Source organism: Pseudolabrys sp. Root1462 (assembly GCF_001426945.1).
In the GTDB taxonomy this organism is placed as follows: Bacteria; Pseudomonadota; Alphaproteobacteria; order Rhizobiales; family Xanthobacteraceae; genus Pseudolabrys.
This window is the reverse complement of sequence record NZ_LMFS01000001.1, coordinates 2,793,818-2,807,704: the sequence shown is the minus strand read 5'-3', so window position 1 is coordinate 2,807,704 and position 13,887 is coordinate 2,793,818. Positions and strand designations below refer to the sequence as shown.

At 65.0% G+C, this 13,887-nt stretch carries 15 protein-coding genes; 9 read left to right on the top strand and 6 right to left on the bottom strand.

Annotation, left to right across the window (positions count from 1 at the left end; translation table 11 throughout):
* Positions 1 to 73 precede the first annotated feature (73 nt).
* Together ASD45_RS13600 and ASD45_RS23510 are read left to right on the top strand one after the other, a co-directional pair.
* Positions 74 to 1,045: a magnesium transporter CorA family protein gene (locus tag ASD45_RS13600; RefSeq protein WP_056911971.1), complete on the top strand. Its 972-nt coding sequence runs from the start codon at positions 74 to 76 to the stop codon at positions 1,043 to 1,045.
* Positions 1,027 to 1,467 carry a hypothetical protein gene (locus ASD45_RS23510; RefSeq protein ID WP_156380845.1) on the top strand — a complete coding sequence of 147 codons (441 nt, stop codon included), beginning with the start codon at positions 1,027 to 1,029 and terminating at the stop codon, positions 1,465 to 1,467. Before ASD45_RS13600 ends, ASD45_RS23510 begins: the two co-directional genes overlap by 19 nt.
* Before the next feature lie 47 nt (positions 1,468 to 1,514).
* Here ASD45_RS23510 and ASD45_RS13590 read toward each other — a convergent pair whose 3' ends face one another.
* Entirely contained in the window at positions 1,515 to 2,267 is a 753-nt protein-coding gene (locus ASD45_RS13590; protein WP_082540826.1) for an SDR family oxidoreductase, read from the bottom strand.
* A gap of 169 nt (positions 2,268 to 2,436) precedes the next feature.
* Positions 2,437 to 3,078: a pyridoxamine 5'-phosphate oxidase gene (gene pdxH / locus ASD45_RS13585; RefSeq protein WP_056911968.1), complete on the bottom strand. Its 642-nt coding sequence runs from the start codon at positions 3,076 to 3,078 to the stop codon at positions 2,437 to 2,439.
* Between the two features lie 13 nt (positions 3,079 to 3,091).
* Here pdxH and ASD45_RS13580 point away from each other — a divergent pair, with 13 nt between their 5' ends.
* Entirely contained in the window at positions 3,092 to 3,610 is a 519-nt protein-coding gene (locus ASD45_RS13580; RefSeq protein WP_244485355.1) for an RT0821/Lpp0805 family surface protein, read from the top strand.
* 132 nt (positions 3,611 to 3,742) lie between these two features.
* Entirely contained in the window at positions 3,743 to 4,744 is a 1,002-nt protein-coding gene (locus tag ASD45_RS13575; protein WP_056911967.1) for a J domain-containing protein, read from the top strand.
* 21 nt (positions 4,745 to 4,765) lie between these two features.
* On the opposite strand, the gene ASD45_RS13570 is transcribed toward ASD45_RS13575, so the two are convergent.
* Both ASD45_RS13570 and ASD45_RS13565 read right to left on the bottom strand, forming a co-directional pair.
* The gene (locus ASD45_RS13570) at positions 4,766 to 5,563 is read right to left on the bottom strand and encodes an anti-sigma factor (RefSeq protein ID WP_056911966.1); all 798 of its coding nucleotides are present in this window, start codon (positions 5,561 to 5,563) and stop codon (positions 4,766 to 4,768) included.
* A gap of 12 nt (positions 5,564 to 5,575) precedes the next feature.
* The gene (locus ASD45_RS13565) at positions 5,576 to 6,067 is read right to left on the bottom strand and encodes a sigma-70 family RNA polymerase sigma factor (protein ID WP_156380945.1); all 492 of its coding nucleotides are present in this window, start codon (positions 6,065 to 6,067) and stop codon (positions 5,576 to 5,578) included.
* A 190-nt stretch (positions 6,068 to 6,257) separates the two neighbouring features.
* Between ASD45_RS13565 and fabI the strand changes: the two genes are divergently transcribed.
* From fabI to ASD45_RS13540, 5 genes are all read left to right on the top strand, one after another.
* Positions 6,258 to 7,070: an enoyl-ACP reductase FabI gene (gene fabI, locus ASD45_RS13560; protein WP_056911964.1), complete on the top strand. Its 813-nt coding sequence runs from the start codon at positions 6,258 to 6,260 to the stop codon at positions 7,068 to 7,070.
* A gap of 57 nt (positions 7,071 to 7,127) precedes the next feature.
* Entirely contained in the window at positions 7,128 to 7,721 is a 594-nt protein-coding gene (locus ASD45_RS13555; RefSeq protein ID WP_056911963.1) for a histidine phosphatase family protein, read from the top strand.
* An 80-nt stretch (positions 7,722 to 7,801) separates the two neighbouring features.
* Positions 7,802 to 8,920, top strand: a complete 1,119-nt coding sequence (gene aroC, locus ASD45_RS13550) for a chorismate synthase (RefSeq protein ID WP_056911962.1) — start codon at positions 7,802 to 7,804, stop codon at positions 8,918 to 8,920.
* Between the two features lie 139 nt (positions 8,921 to 9,059).
* A complete protein-coding gene (ribB, locus tag ASD45_RS13545) occupies positions 9,060 to 10,151 on the top strand; it encodes a 3,4-dihydroxy-2-butanone-4-phosphate synthase (RefSeq protein ID WP_056911961.1) in 1,092 nt (363 codons plus the stop codon).
* An 82-nt stretch (positions 10,152 to 10,233) separates the two neighbouring features.
* Complete coding sequence (locus ASD45_RS13540; protein WP_056912777.1) at positions 10,234 to 11,082, top strand: DUF1194 domain-containing protein; 849 nt, start codon at positions 10,234 to 10,236, stop codon at positions 11,080 to 11,082.
* Between the two features lie 39 nt (positions 11,083 to 11,121).
* On the opposite strand, the gene ASD45_RS13535 is transcribed toward ASD45_RS13540, so the two are convergent.
* Together ASD45_RS13535 and ASD45_RS13530 are read right to left on the bottom strand one after the other, a co-directional pair.
* Positions 11,122 to 12,360, bottom strand: a complete 1,239-nt coding sequence (locus ASD45_RS13535; protein WP_056911960.1) for a methyltransferase — start codon at positions 12,358 to 12,360, stop codon at positions 11,122 to 11,124.
* A gap of 43 nt (positions 12,361 to 12,403) precedes the next feature.
* On the bottom strand, positions 12,404 to 13,831 hold the full coding sequence (locus ASD45_RS13530; RefSeq protein WP_056911959.1) for an MATE family efflux transporter: 1,428 nt from the start codon (positions 13,829 to 13,831) through the stop codon (positions 12,404 to 12,406).
* Positions 13,832 to 13,887 lie beyond the last annotated feature (56 nt).

Genomic DNA, 13,887 nt, shown 5'->3' with positions numbered 1-13,887 from the left:
GCGCCGCGATCTGGCCATGAAGGCGTGCGGCGCGAAGGGCCGCATGACGCGGCGGTCAGCGGCAAGGTGACGGATGCTCTCGATCTTCGTCCAGCGTGGCACCATGCTCGAGCGGGTGCAGGTCGAACACGGCGCCGAACTGGCCGAACCTCCGGTCTGGATCGATCTGGTCAATCCGACCGTTCATGAAGACAAACTGGTCGAGCACATCCTCGGCATCGCAGTCCCGACGCGCGAGGAAATGCAGGAGATCGAGGTCTCCAGCCGTCTCTACATGGAGAACGGCGCGCGCTACATGACCGCGACCTTGATGTGCCAATCGGATACGGCGACGCCGAAGACCACCGCGGTTACCTTCATCCTGTCGAACCACACCCTTTGCACCGTGCGCTACGATGCGCCGCGGCCTTTCGCCATCGTCGAAAACAAGCTCGGCCGTTTCTGCGGACCGAAGGTGACGGGTGACATCGTGCTGATGGACCTGCTCGACGCCGTCGTCGACCGTTCCGCCGATATTCTCGAGCGCATCGCCGCCGAGGTCGATGGCGTCTCGCACATGATCTTTGAGCCCGAAGAGGGCGCCGGGCCGCCGTCCTACAACGACGTCATGAAGACGCTCGGCCGCAAGGGCGACCTCACCTCGAAAGTGCGTGAATCGCAGGTCTCGGTCGGCCGCCTTTTGTCGTTCCTCGCCAACGAAGCCGAGGCGATGAAGTGGCCGAAGGATTCGAAGCTGCAACTGACGTCGATGCAGCGCGACGTCATTTCGCTGTCCGATCACGCCACGTATCTGGCCGGCAAGATCACCTTCCTGCTCGACGCGCTGCTCGGCATCGTCTCGATCCAGCAGAACGACATCATCAAGATCTTCTCGATCGCGGCGGTGATCTTCATGCCGCCGACCTTGGTGGCCTCGATCTACGGGATGAATTTCAAGCACATGCCGGAGCTCGATTTTGACTTCGGCTATCCGCTCGCGCTGGTCCTCATGCTGGCGGCGGCGATCGGGCCGATCCTGTTCTTCAAATGGAAGAAGTGGCTCTAGGCGGTGGTGCGGGAGCGCCAAGGGCAATCCAATATCGAATCGGCTGCGACAAGGCAGTGGCCGGCCTGTCCGGAACGGTGGCATTTTCCAACTCAAACGACTGGCTGTTGGCGTCCCGACGCTTCACCTGGGGATTTTCGGTTTCCGGCCCGGAACCCGAAGCCGGGCGGCGACGTTCTCTGCGCATGCAAAACAGGAAGCCGCGTATCGTCATCACCTGTCCCGACACCGGCATCACGGTCATCAGCCGCATTGCCTACGAGGACATGATCAATCCGCTTCGGGCGCCGTTGCAGTTCAAGTGCCCGTGCGGCGAAACGCACGAGTTGAAGTTCGTCGGGCCGCGCAGCGGACCGGGCGGCAGCCATCCCGGCCCGTTCGACGCGCCGACGATGCGCAAAGAGACATCTTTATTCAAATAGCGCGGCTTTGCCTCCATCGAGGCCGGTCGCTTTAAGCACGTCTTTGTCTAGACGTGCTGGCCGCCATTGATGTGAATCTCGGCGCCGTTGACGTAAGAACTGGTCTCGGTGCACAGCACATAAATGATCTTCGCCACTTCGTCGGGCGTGCCGAGCCGCTGCATCGGGATCTGCTCGACGATCTTGTCGGTGCCCGGCGACAGAATCGCCGTATCGATTTCGCCCGGTGCGATCGCGTTGACCCGAATGCCAAGGCGGCCGAAGTCGGACGCCATTTCCCGCGTCAACGATGCCAGCGCCGCTTTCGAGGTGGCGTAGGCAGCGCCGGCAAACGGATGCACCCGCGAACCCGCAATCGACGTCACGTTCACGACCGAGCCCTTCGCTTCCTTGAGCTCGTTGACCAGACCGCGCGCGAGCATGATCGGCGCGAAAAAGTTGACGCGGAATACCTGCTTCCAGACATCGAGCGTTGTGTCGAGTGAGCCGAGGCGTTTGCCGGCCTCGGCTTTCGGCGAGATCGCTGCGTTGTTGACCAGCGCATGCAACTCGTGGCCTTCGAGTCGGCGCTTGATCTCCTCGATGGCATCGAAGGTGTTTTCCTCGTTGGCGAGATCGACCTGGATGTGATCTTCGGGGCCGGCGTCCCACGGGCAATTTTCCGGGAACGGATGCCGCGAGCAGGTGATGACGCGCCAGCCGGCGGCGGAAAATCGTTTCACCGTGGCATGGCCGATGCCGCGGCTGGCGCCGGTAAGGAGCAAAGTGCGGCGCGGCTGATTGGTTTGGCTGTTGGGCATTCGTTCAGTCTCCGGGCTCGCCATCCTGAGTTACGGGCGCCAAGAGCGCGCGCCTCGAAGGAATGAAGGGCCAATGATCTAATCTTCAGGGTCCGTCGCCCTTCGAGGGCCGTCCGTTAGACGAGCGCCTCAGGGCAATGGATCGAAAGTCGTTGGCTGGCGCATCGTATCACGGATAGAGCCGCGTCTTGCTCCAGCCCGCGCCCGGATTCTCGCGCTTGAACACGATGCGGTCGTGCAGGCGGAACGGGCGATCGTGCCAGAACTCGATCGACGACGGTATGATGCGGTATCCGGACCAGTAGGGCGGGCGCGGCACATTGCCGAGCGCGTACTTTGCGGCATTGATCGCGACAGCTTTCTCGAAGGCGAGGCGGCTCTCGAGTGGCCGCGACTGCTGCGAGGCCCAGGCGCCGATCTGCGCCTGTTTCGGCCGCGTGGCGAAATAGGCGTCAGCCTCGGCGTCGGTCACGCGCTCGACGACGCCCCGAACACGGATCTGCCGGTTGAGCGACTTCCAGTGGAAGACCAATGCTGCCTTCGGACTGCCGGCGAGTTCCTGACCCTTCTGGCTCTCGGTATTCGTGAAGAAGACGAAGCCGTGCTCGTCGGCGCTCTTGAGCAGCACCATGCGCGCGTCCGGCATGCCGTCCGCATCGACGGTGGCCAGCGTCATGGCCGTGGGATCGCGCGGTTCCGATTTCGTTGCGTCCTCGAGCCAGGCGGAGAAAAGTCGCATCGGCTGGTCGGCTTCCGTAAAATCACCACTCATTAACTTTACTGTGCGCTCAATTGGCGTCGTGTCGGACATCGGGGAGTCTCACGTGACCGGTCGGCAGGCCCGTCATCTGGCCAGCGGAAAGGCCCTTGCGGGCTGTGGTGCCTTATATAGGGGAACCACGGCCGCGCGCCTATGGCGTCCGCTCGTCGCGGTATCCGCGCTGGTCCTGGCGCTGGGTGCCGGCGGCTGCAGCCTGTCGTCGCAGTTCGACTCGATGTTCGGTTCCAACGATCAGACCGGCTCGATCACGCCACCGCCCGGGGCGAAGGGTGGCGATCAACTGCCGCCAGCCGGCGATCTGGCTTTCGCCCGCGCCGCGGTCAAAGAGGTGCTGGCGCGCGGTAGCAAGGACTCGAGCCTGCCCTGGGAAAACCCGGCGACCGGCGCGCGCGGTACGGTAACCCCGATCTCGCAGGCCTATGCCGACGGTGATCAGACCTGCCACGACTTCCTGGCGAGCTACGTCAACGGCAGTTCCGAGGCCTGGCTCCAAGGGGCCGCCTGCAAGCCGCGCGCCGGCGGCTGGGAAGTTCGGTCGATGAAGCCCTGGAAGCAGTCGTAGTGGCGGATTGCCGCCCGAGATTGCCGGTAACTCCGTTGAATCCACGGTCTCGGAACCCCACATTAAAGATCGATTCGGCGGCAATCGGCTGCCGGACAGGGGCAATTCCAAGGTTTTACGGAGTTAGCAAGGATGCGTGACCCCTACACCGTTCTGGGGGTGTCCAAGTCTGCGAGCGAGGCGGAGATCAAATCCGCATTCCGCAAGCTTGCGAAAAAGCACCATCCCGACGCCAACAAGGACGACGCCAAGGCGGCCTCGCGCTTTGCCGAGTTGAATGCGGCCTACGAGATCGTCGGCGACGACGAGAAGCGCAAGGCGTTCGACCGCGGCGAGATCGACGCCGAAGGCAAGCCGCGCTTTCAGGGGTTCTCCGGGCAGCCGGGTGGTGGTTTTCACCCAGGCGCGGGCGGCTTCGGGCAGGGCGGCGGCTTTGAAAGTTTCTCGTTCGGGCCCGACGGCTTTCAGCGCCGCGCGGGCGGTTCTGGCGGTTCTGGCTTCGAGGATCTGCTGCGCGGCATGTTCGGCGGGCGGGCACAGCCGGGCGCCGGCGGCCGTGGCCATTCAGCGGAGTTCGAGCCGGAGGATTTCGGCTCACAGGCGACCGGACAGGATCTGGCGGCCTCGCTCACCATTTCGCTCGCCGACGCCGCCAAGGGCGCGACGAGGCGTGTCAGCCTGCCGACCGGCAAAGAGGTCGAGGTCAAGATTCCCGCCGGCATTGCCAGCGGTCAGCAGATCAGGCTGAAGGGGCAGGGCTATGCGGGGCCCCTTGGCCGCAACGGCGACGCCATCATCACCATCAACATTGCCGCGCACCCACTGTTCAAAACCGACGGCGATGACCTGCGCCTTGAACTGCCGATCACGCTTTATGAGGCGGTGCTTGGCGGCAAGGTTCGCGTGCCGACGCTCGATGGCGCGGTCGAACTGGCGATCCCCGCGGGTACGAATTCGGGCCGCACTTTTCGTCTCAAGGGCAAAGGTCTCAAAGCCAAGGGCAGCAAGACCCATGGTGACCTGCTCGCCACCGTGCGCGTGATGCTGCCGGACAGCATCAGCGACGAGCTCAAAAACGAGATCGAGAAGCTGCGCGATGAAACGCCGTACGATCCGCGGAAAGATTTGGGCTAGTCATTCCGCCCGGATTTATAGCTAGCCCTTCTTCGCCGTACCTTTGTCCACCTGATCGTAGACATTTTTCGCCACGGTCTCGAGCTTGTCGCGGTCGGACGGGCCGCTGACAACATAGCCGACCTTGTTATCGACCCAGGCGATCGCCGCATCGCGCTCACCGCCCTTGAAGCGCAACGCTGTTTGCGTCTGCGTCGCCTTGGCGCAGTAGATCGTGTAACGCTCGCCGGACGTTCCTTCGTACATGTAGAACGCGGCCGCATCGCCGGTGGGCCCGGGCAATAGCCGGCCGCCGACCAGCTTGAGGCCGAGCGCCGACAGATCGGGAATGCTCAGTTCGTAGCCGACGCGCTTCGACAGCCACTGCCGCAGATGCGCCTGCTCCGAGCCCGGCACTTCGACCGGATGGCGGACCTCGACCACGTACAGCCGATAGGCGTCGAGCGCATCGGCCGTGATGGCGTCAAAGCCGGACGGCTTCGTCACAGTAGCGCCATGGGCGATCCAGCCAGCGCCGCCACCGGCCACGAAGGCAACAAAAACCGCCGCCGCCGCCATCGCCATGAATCGCCGGCCGCGCGGCTGGGCGTCCGCGATGATGCGGTCGATCTGCAGGCGTTCGGGCACCGGCTCATGCGCTACCGCGCCATAGCGGCTCCGGATGCTGTCGGCCTGCGCGCGCCAGGCAGCGACCATGCCGGCGTCGTCCGGGTGAGTTTCCAGCCAAGCGGCCATCGCATCCTTGCGGTCGTCCGGCAATTCGCCGTCGACATAGGCGTGCAATTCATCCTCGGTCACGGGTCTGTCACGTTCGGTCATCGCTTCGTCTTCCTATTTCACGCGGCGCAGCGCCGGGCGCCCGCCTTCGAGAAAAGTCTTGAGTTGATGGCGTGCACGGGCGAGGCGCGACATCACGGTGCCGATCGGTACGCCCTGAATTTCCGCGACCTCGCGATAGCTCAGCCCTTCGAGCGCGACGAGGAGCAGGGCATCGCGTTGCTCGTCGACCAGGGTCGCCAGGCCCCGTTCGATGTCGCGGCCGCCATTGTCCGATCCGCCAAGCGCGGCGGCATCGTTTTCGTCAATCGGGACCAGCACCGGCCGCCGCGCCAGCGAGCGCAGGCGGTTGCGGTTCAGGTTGGCCAGGATCGTGTACATCCAGGTTCGCAGGTCGCCGCCGTGGAACAGGTGTTCCGAGCGGAGCGCCCGCACCAGCGTGTCCTGGACCAGGTCGTCCGCCGTCTCGGCGTCGCGAGTCAGCGCCCGCGCGAAACGGCGCAGCGCCGGAATAGTTGTCTCAACCTCCTGCCGGAACGTCGGCACCATGGTCTCCTGCGGTCGCCGCCCTGTGAGTCGCGCCCATTGTGACAAAAAACCCCGCAAGATCAGACATATTCCATGAGCTGAATTGAATTCACACCATGGGCCCTGCGGCGCCCCGGTTTGCTTGATGGACCTAGAACCCTATGCCATACGGGGGCTTCCGGCGGTTGCCGGGCAAGTGAGGACGGAAATGGCTGAAGTCTCTGGCCTGATGCGTGGCAAACGCGGGCTGATCATGGGAGTGGCGAACAACCGCTCGATCGCCTGGGGCATCGCCCGGGCCTGTCGCGACCACGGCGCCGATCTCGCCTTTACCTATCAGGGCGATGCCCTGAAGAAGCGCGTCGAGCCCCTCGCCGAGGAGGTCGATGGCCTGGTCGTCGGCCACTGCGACGTCACCGATCCCGCCTCCCTGGACGCCGTCTTCGCCCAGGTCGAGCAGGCCTGGGGCTCGCTCGATTTCGTCCTGCACGCCATCGCCTATTCCGACAAGGACCAGCTCGACGGCCGATACGTCGATACGACCGAAGACAACTTCACCAAGACCATGCTGGTCTCCTGCTATTCCTTCACCGCCATCGCGCAGCGCGCCGAGAAGCTGATGAAGAATGGCGGCTCGATGCTGACGCTGACCTATTACGGCGCCGAGAAGTGGATGCCGCATTACAACGTCATGGGTCTGGCCAAGGCGGCGCTGGAATCCTCGGTACGCTACATGGCGGCCGATCTCGGCGTGAAGAACATCCGCGTCAACGCCATCTCGGCGGGCCCGATCAAGACGCTGGCGGCGTCCGGCATCGGCGACTTCCGCTACATCCTGAAGTGGAACGAGTACAACACGCCGCTGCGCCGCAACGTCACGCTGGAGGATGTCGGCAAGGCCGGCGTGTTCTTCCTGTCCGACCTGTCGAGCGGCGTCACCGGCGAAATCCAGCACGTCGATGCCGGCTATCACGTCGTCGGCATCAAGCATCCGGACGCGCCCGACTTCCCCGTAAAATAGGCGCATGATCCCGAAAAGTGGCTACCGGTTTTCGAACAGGATCATGCGCCGCTTGAAATGAAGACTGTCTATTACATCCGTCACGGCGAGACCGACTGGAACGTGGCCGGCCGGCTGCAGGGCCATCGCGACATTCCGCTCAACGACAACGGCCGCCGGCAGGCGCGGCACTGCGGCCAGGTGCTGCGCGACCTGTTCGTCAAGGAAGGCCGCGATCCGTCTTCCATCGATTACGTTTCGAGTCCCTTGGTGCGCGCCAGCGAAACGATGGAGCTGGTGCGCGAGGGTCTCGGCCTGCCGCGCGACGGCTTCCGGCGCGACGCGCAGTTGATCGAGCTGTCCTTCGGCGACTGGGAGGGATCGACCATCGCGCTTCTGCACCAGAACGATCCGGTCCGCATCGCGCAGCGCGAACACGACAAGTATCACTTCGTGCCGCCGAATGGCGAGAGCTACCGGATGGTCGAGGCGCGGATGAAGCGCTGGTACGACGGGCTGACCGGTGACGTCGTGGCGACGGCGCATGGCGGCACCTGCCGCGGCCTGATGACCTGCCTCGGCGTGGCCAAGCCGGCGGTGGCGCCGCTGGTCGATATCGTCCAGGGTGAAGTCTACGTGTTTCGCGGCAGCGAACTGGCGCGTTACGCCTGACCCTGGAGCAATTTGACGGCGGGTAGGGCTCGGGCTACCTAACTTCGATAACGGCGGCACTCCCGGTTATTCGAAAGCCCATGTCCTTCAACACCTTCGGCCATCTGTTTCGGTTCACCAGCTTCGGCGAAAGCCACGGAGCGGCGATCGGTTGCGTGGTCGATGGCTGCCCGCCGCGCATCCCGATCACGGCCGAGGAGATCCAGGCCTTCCTCGACAAGCGTCGCCCGGGCCAGTCGCGCTTCACCACGCAGCGTCAGGAACCGGACGCCGTGAAGATCCTGTCCGGCGTCTTCACCGACGAGCCGACCGGACAGCAGGTGACGACCGGCACGCCGATCATGCTCATGATCGAGAATGTCGATCAGCGCTCGAAGGACTATTCCGAGATCAAGGACAAGTATCGTCCTGGTCATGCCGGCTTCACCTATGATGTGAAGTACGGCATCAACGACTACCGCGGCGGCGGCCGCTCGTCGGCGCGTGAGACCGCGGCGCGGGTCGCGGCTGGTGCGATCGCGCGCAAGGTCGTGCCAGATCTGTTGGTGCGCGGCGCGCTGGTGCAGATGGGCCCGCACAAGATCGATCGTTCGCGCTGGGACTGGGCCGAGGTCGACAACAATCCGTTCTTCTGCCCCGACCCGGTGCAGGCGAAGTTTTACGAAGAGTATCTCGATGGCGTGCGCAAGTCCGGCTCGTCGATCGGCGCGGTGATCGAAGTCGTCGCCGAAGGCGTGCCGGCGGGGCTAGGCGCGCCGGTCTACGCCAAGCTCGATGGCGACATTGCCGGCGCGCTGATGGGCATCAACGCCGTCAAGGGCGTCGAGATCGGCGACGGCTTTGCCGCGGCGGAATTGTCGGGCGAGGACAATGCCGACGAGATGCGCATGGGCAACGACGGCAAGCCGCTGTTCCTGTCGAACCATGCCGGCGGCATCCTCGGCGGCATATCGAGCGGGCAGGCGATCGTCGCGCGCTTCGCGGTCAAGCCGACCTCGTCGATCCTGACGCCGCGCAAGACGGTCGATCGCTACGGCGCCAACACCGAGTTATTCACCAAGGGCCGCCACGACCCCTGCGTCGGCATCCGCGCGGTGCCGATCGGCGAAGCCATGGTGGCGTGCGTGATCGCCGATCACTATCTGATGCATCGCGGACAGGTCGGCGAGAGCAAGCCCTGGCCGTTCGAGAAGAAATGAGGAATGGGACCGCCCTATGGTTCGAGACGCATCGCCTACGCGATGCTCCTCACCATGAGGGCGGAGCAGGGCAGTGCCCTCGTCCTGAGGAGCGCGCCGCGAGGCGCGCGTCTCGAAGGATGAGAAGACGGAGTTTCTAGTGTCAAACACCCACAGCAAAGTCGAAGCGGCGATCAAGGCGTTCGCCAAGGGCGAGATCGTCGTCGTCACCGACGACGATGATCGCGAGAACGAGGGCGATCTGTTCGTCGCCGCCTCGCTGTGCACGCCGGAGAAGATGGCCTTCATCATCCGCCACACCTCCGGCATCGTTTGCGCCACGATCACCGCGGCAGATGCGCGGCGCCTGCACCTCGAACCGATGGTGGCGAAGAACGACGCGCCGCTCGGTACTGCCTTCACCGTGACCGTCGACGTCAAGCACGGGCTCACCACCGGCATCTCGGCTGAGGAACGCACCAACACCGTCCGCGCGCTCGCCAATGACAATATGGGCGCTGCGGATTTCGCCCGCCCGGGCCACGTGTTTCCGCTGATCGCGCGCGAGGGCGGTGTGCTGATGCGCACCGGACACACCGAGGCCTGCACCGATCTGTGCAAGCTCGCCGGTCTGCCGGCGGTCGGCGTGCTGTCGGAATTGATGAACGACGACGGCACTGTGATGCGCGGCCCGCAGGTTGCGGCCTTTGCCGAGAAGCACAAGCTCGTCCAGATCTCGGTCGCCGATCTCATCGCCTATCGCCAGGCCCGCGAAAAGCTGGTGACGCGCGTCGGCGAATTCTCGCTGACGTCCGATATCGGCGCGATGCAGGGCTACGCCTATGTCACACCGTTCGACCGCGTCCATCACATGGCCTTCGTCTATGGCGACATCGGCGATGGCAAGGACGTTCCGGCGCGGTTGCACCGCGCCGACGTGATCGGCGACGTGTTCGGCGGCGCGAAGTCGATCCGCGCCGCGCTCAAGCTGTTCAAGGGCGCGGGACGCGGCGTCATCGTCTATCTGCGCGACGGCACCGCCGGCGTGCCGGTCACCGAAATTCCGCAGGAAGGCGCCACCGAGACGGACACCGCTCGCTCGCAGCAGTGGCGCGACGTCGGCCTCGGCGCGCAGATCCTCAAGGATCTCGGCATTTCCTCGATCAGGCTGCTGTCGTCGAGCCACCGCACGTATGTCGGTCTCGGCGGCTTCGGCATCGAGATCGCCGGAACCGAGGTGCTGGAAAGCTGACAGGAGATATGCGCGGGCGGCCTTTTATCGGCCGCCGCGTCATGGCACCATGAAGCCCTGTGCGTTGACGCAGGAGGGCGGCATGAGGCGGTCTCGTCTTTATGGTGCTGTGGCGGGCGGATTGAGCCTTGCCTTCGCCATCGCTGCGCTGGCTGCACCACACGCCCGCTTCGCCGATACCAGCGCGAACGCCGTTCCGGTCGATGTCGAACTGGTGCTCGCGGTCGACGTTTCCTATTCGATGGATCCCGATGAGCAGGCTCTGCAGCGCGAAGGCTACGCCCAGGCGTTGACGTCGCGTGACTTCCTCACCGCCTTGCGCGAAGGCGGGCACGGCAAAATCGCCATTACTTATGTCGAATGGGCCGGCGCCAACGACCAGCGCGTCATCATGCCGTGGCGACTGATCGACAGCCCGGAAGCGGCAGACGCCGTTGCCACCGAAATCATGCGTGCGCCCTATCGGCGAGCGTCGCGAACCTCGATCTCGGGCGCACTGAAATTCGCCCGGCCCTTGTTCGACAATAGCGGCTATCGCGGTGTGCGCCGCGTCATCGACGTCTCCGGCGACGGTGCCAACAATTCCGGCGACTTCGTCGCACCGGTGCGCGACGAAGTCGTCAACGCGGGCATTACCATCAACGGCCTGCCGATCATGCTCAAGCGGTCCAATTTCGCGACGCTCGATATTGAGCAACTCGACATCTACTACGAGGATTGCGTGATCGGCGGTCCTGGCGCCTTCGTCGTGCCGATCAAGGAGCGTGAGAAGTTTGTCGAAGCGACACGCACCAAACTGATCCTCGAGGTTGCCGGGCGTCAGCCGGAGCCGCGGGTGATCCCGGCGAGCGGCGACAAGCCGCGCGTCTCCTGCACCATCGGCGAGAAGATGTGGCAGGATCGCTGGGGCGGCGGCATGGATTTCAGGTGATCTTCCGTCTCCCCGTATGCGGGAGAGGTGAAAGAAAGCTCACCGCTCAAACCGTCCCACGATCTCCACATGGTGCGAATAGCGGAACTGATCGACCGGCGTGACGCTCGTGAGTTTGTAGCCACCGTCGATGAGAATGCGGGCATCGCGGGCGAAGGTCGACGCATCGCACGACACGCCGATGACCATCGGCACCTTGCTTGCCGCCAGCTCCTGCGCCTGGCGCTCGGCGCCCTGACGCGGCGGATCGAACACCACGGCGTCGAAGCCCTTCATCTCCATCGCCACCATCGGATTGCGGAAAAGGTCGCGCGTTCTCGCCTCGACGGACTTGAGACCCGGCGTGCTCTTGACCCCGCGCTCCAGCGCCTTGATCGCGTTCGCCTCGCTGTCGACGGCGGCGACACGGGCCGTCTCGGCTAGCCGCAGCGTGAAGGTGCCGATGCCGCTGAACAGATCGACAACTCGTTTGGCCTTGCCGGCATGACCTTGCACCAGGCGGGCGAGGGCGGCCTCGCCCTCGGCGGTTGCTTGTAGAAATGCACCGGACGGCAGCGGCACGTCGGCCCGGCCGATCTTCAATGTCGGCTCGGTGCGTTGCAGTGCCAGTTCGCCATGGCGGGTGATGCGGGCAAGGTTGTGCTTGTCGGCGAGGCGCGCGAGCTCGGTAAGACGCGCCGGCGGTAGCGGACCTGTGCCGCGGACATCGACATCGAGGCCGCGGTCGCTGGCGGTGAAATGAATGTCGAGCGGCTTGCCGGTGGTCCTGAGCACTTCAGCAATCGCCCACGCGGCAGGAATGCAGCCGTCGAGGCTTGGCGCCAGGATCGGGCATTCGTCGATGGCGACGATGTGATGGGCGCGCGGCGCGGCAAAGCCGACCTGCAACAGATTGGCGCTCGGCCGCCGCCCATGAAGAACGGCGCGGCGGCGACCTTTGCCATGGGCGTCGATGATCGCCTCGACCGGCGCTTCGATGCCGGCGTGGGACAGCGCCTTGACCACCAGCGACTGCTTCCACGTCAGATAGTCGGCGAAGGCCCAGTGCTGCACGGCGCAGCCGCCGCAGACTCCGAAATGCTTGCACACCGGCACGATGCGCTGCGGGCTCGGCGTGTCCACATGCAGCAGCGTGCGCCGATCCGGATGGCCGGCGACCGGCTCGACCGTCACCGTCTCGCCCGGCAGCGTGTAGGGCACATAGACAGCGCCGGCCGGCGTTTCGGCGATGCCGTCGCCGCGATGGCCGATGCGCGAGATGGTGAGCTGTTCCGTCATGGAGAGGGACTTAGCTTGCTTATCCCTCGCCTGAAAGGGGCGATCAGGCGTGCGCGTGCCCCGGCAGGTCCGGGAGGTAGCCGTGCCGGGTCAGGGCGTTGAACCGCCAGACCAGCAGGAGCGCGTAAATCCCGAGCCCCACGGTGAAACCGATCCAGATACCGACCGCCTCGAGGTTCGCGGCGAAGGCAAGCCCATACGAAGTGCCGAAGCCGACGCCCCAGAAGCTCAGCGCCGCGAACAGCAGCGGCACGCGCGTATCGTTGAGACCGCGCAGCGCGCCGGCCGCGATGGTCTGAACGCCGTCTGCGATGAAGAAGGTCGAGCCGGCGGCAAGCAGCGTCGACGCCAGCGCCAAAGTCGCGCTGGCGTCGGCGCCGTTCGCATCGAGGAAGGCGAGCGGGATGACATGGCGCGTCGCCAGGATCAGCACCACCATCGCCGCCATGAAGGCGGCGCCGAGCGCGATCGCCGAAAAGCCGGCGCGCCGCGTGCCCGCCGGGTCGCGCCGGCCGACGGCATGACCGACGCGCACGGTCGCCGCCATCGAAATGCCGAACGGCGCCATGAACAGGATCGAGGCAATTTGCAGCGCGATCTGGTGCGCGGCCAGCGCCGTTGTGCCGATCCAGCCCATCAGGATCGCGGCGATGGCGAACAGCCCGTATTCGAGCAGGAACGCTCCCGCAATCGGCAGGCCGATGATGAACAGCTTGCCGGTCAAGGCCCAATCCATGCGCCAGAACCTGCCGAGCACCTGGAATTTGCGGAAGGGCCGCTGCGTGTAGCAGACCCACAGGCAGGCGGCGCACATACCGAGATTGACGATGGTCGTGGCGATGCCGGCGCCGATCATGCCGAGCTGCGGCATGCCGAATTCGCCGAAGATCAACACGTAGGCGAGCAGCAGATTGGCCGGGACCGCGGCGAGCATGATCCATAAAGCCGGCTCGGGACGGTTCACCGCGCCCATGAAGCCGCGCAGGGCGATGAACCACCAGCCCGGCACCAGGCACCAGCTCAGGCCCATCAGATACTGGCCGGCGAGGCGCGCCGCGGTTTCGTCCTGGCCGAGCGCGCGCAGCAGGGTTTCGCCGCCCAACATCGCCACGGTCAAAGGCGCGCCGATCATCACCGCGGCCCATAAGCCGACGCGCAGCGCGCGGCGCACCATGCGCGGTTCGCGCGCGCCGTAAGCCTGCGCCGCCAGCGGCGACACCGCCGACATCAGGCCCATGCCGAGCACGAAGCAGACGAACAGGATGATGTGCGCCAGCGCGGCGCCGGCGATGGCAACATCGCCGAGCCGGCCGATGAGAATGAGGTCGCTCGTCATCATCGCCACCTGGCCGAGCTGCGTCAGCGCGATGGGCAAGGCGAGCTTCACCGTTGCGCGCATTTCATCGCGCCAAAGGCGACCGCCCGCCGGCGCCTCGAGGCCGGCGGCATTGTTTAATGGTTCTGCCGTCATGGCGCGGCAGTAACGTGCCCGATGTGGCGCAAGAAAGGCCACGGGTTGTCGCAGGC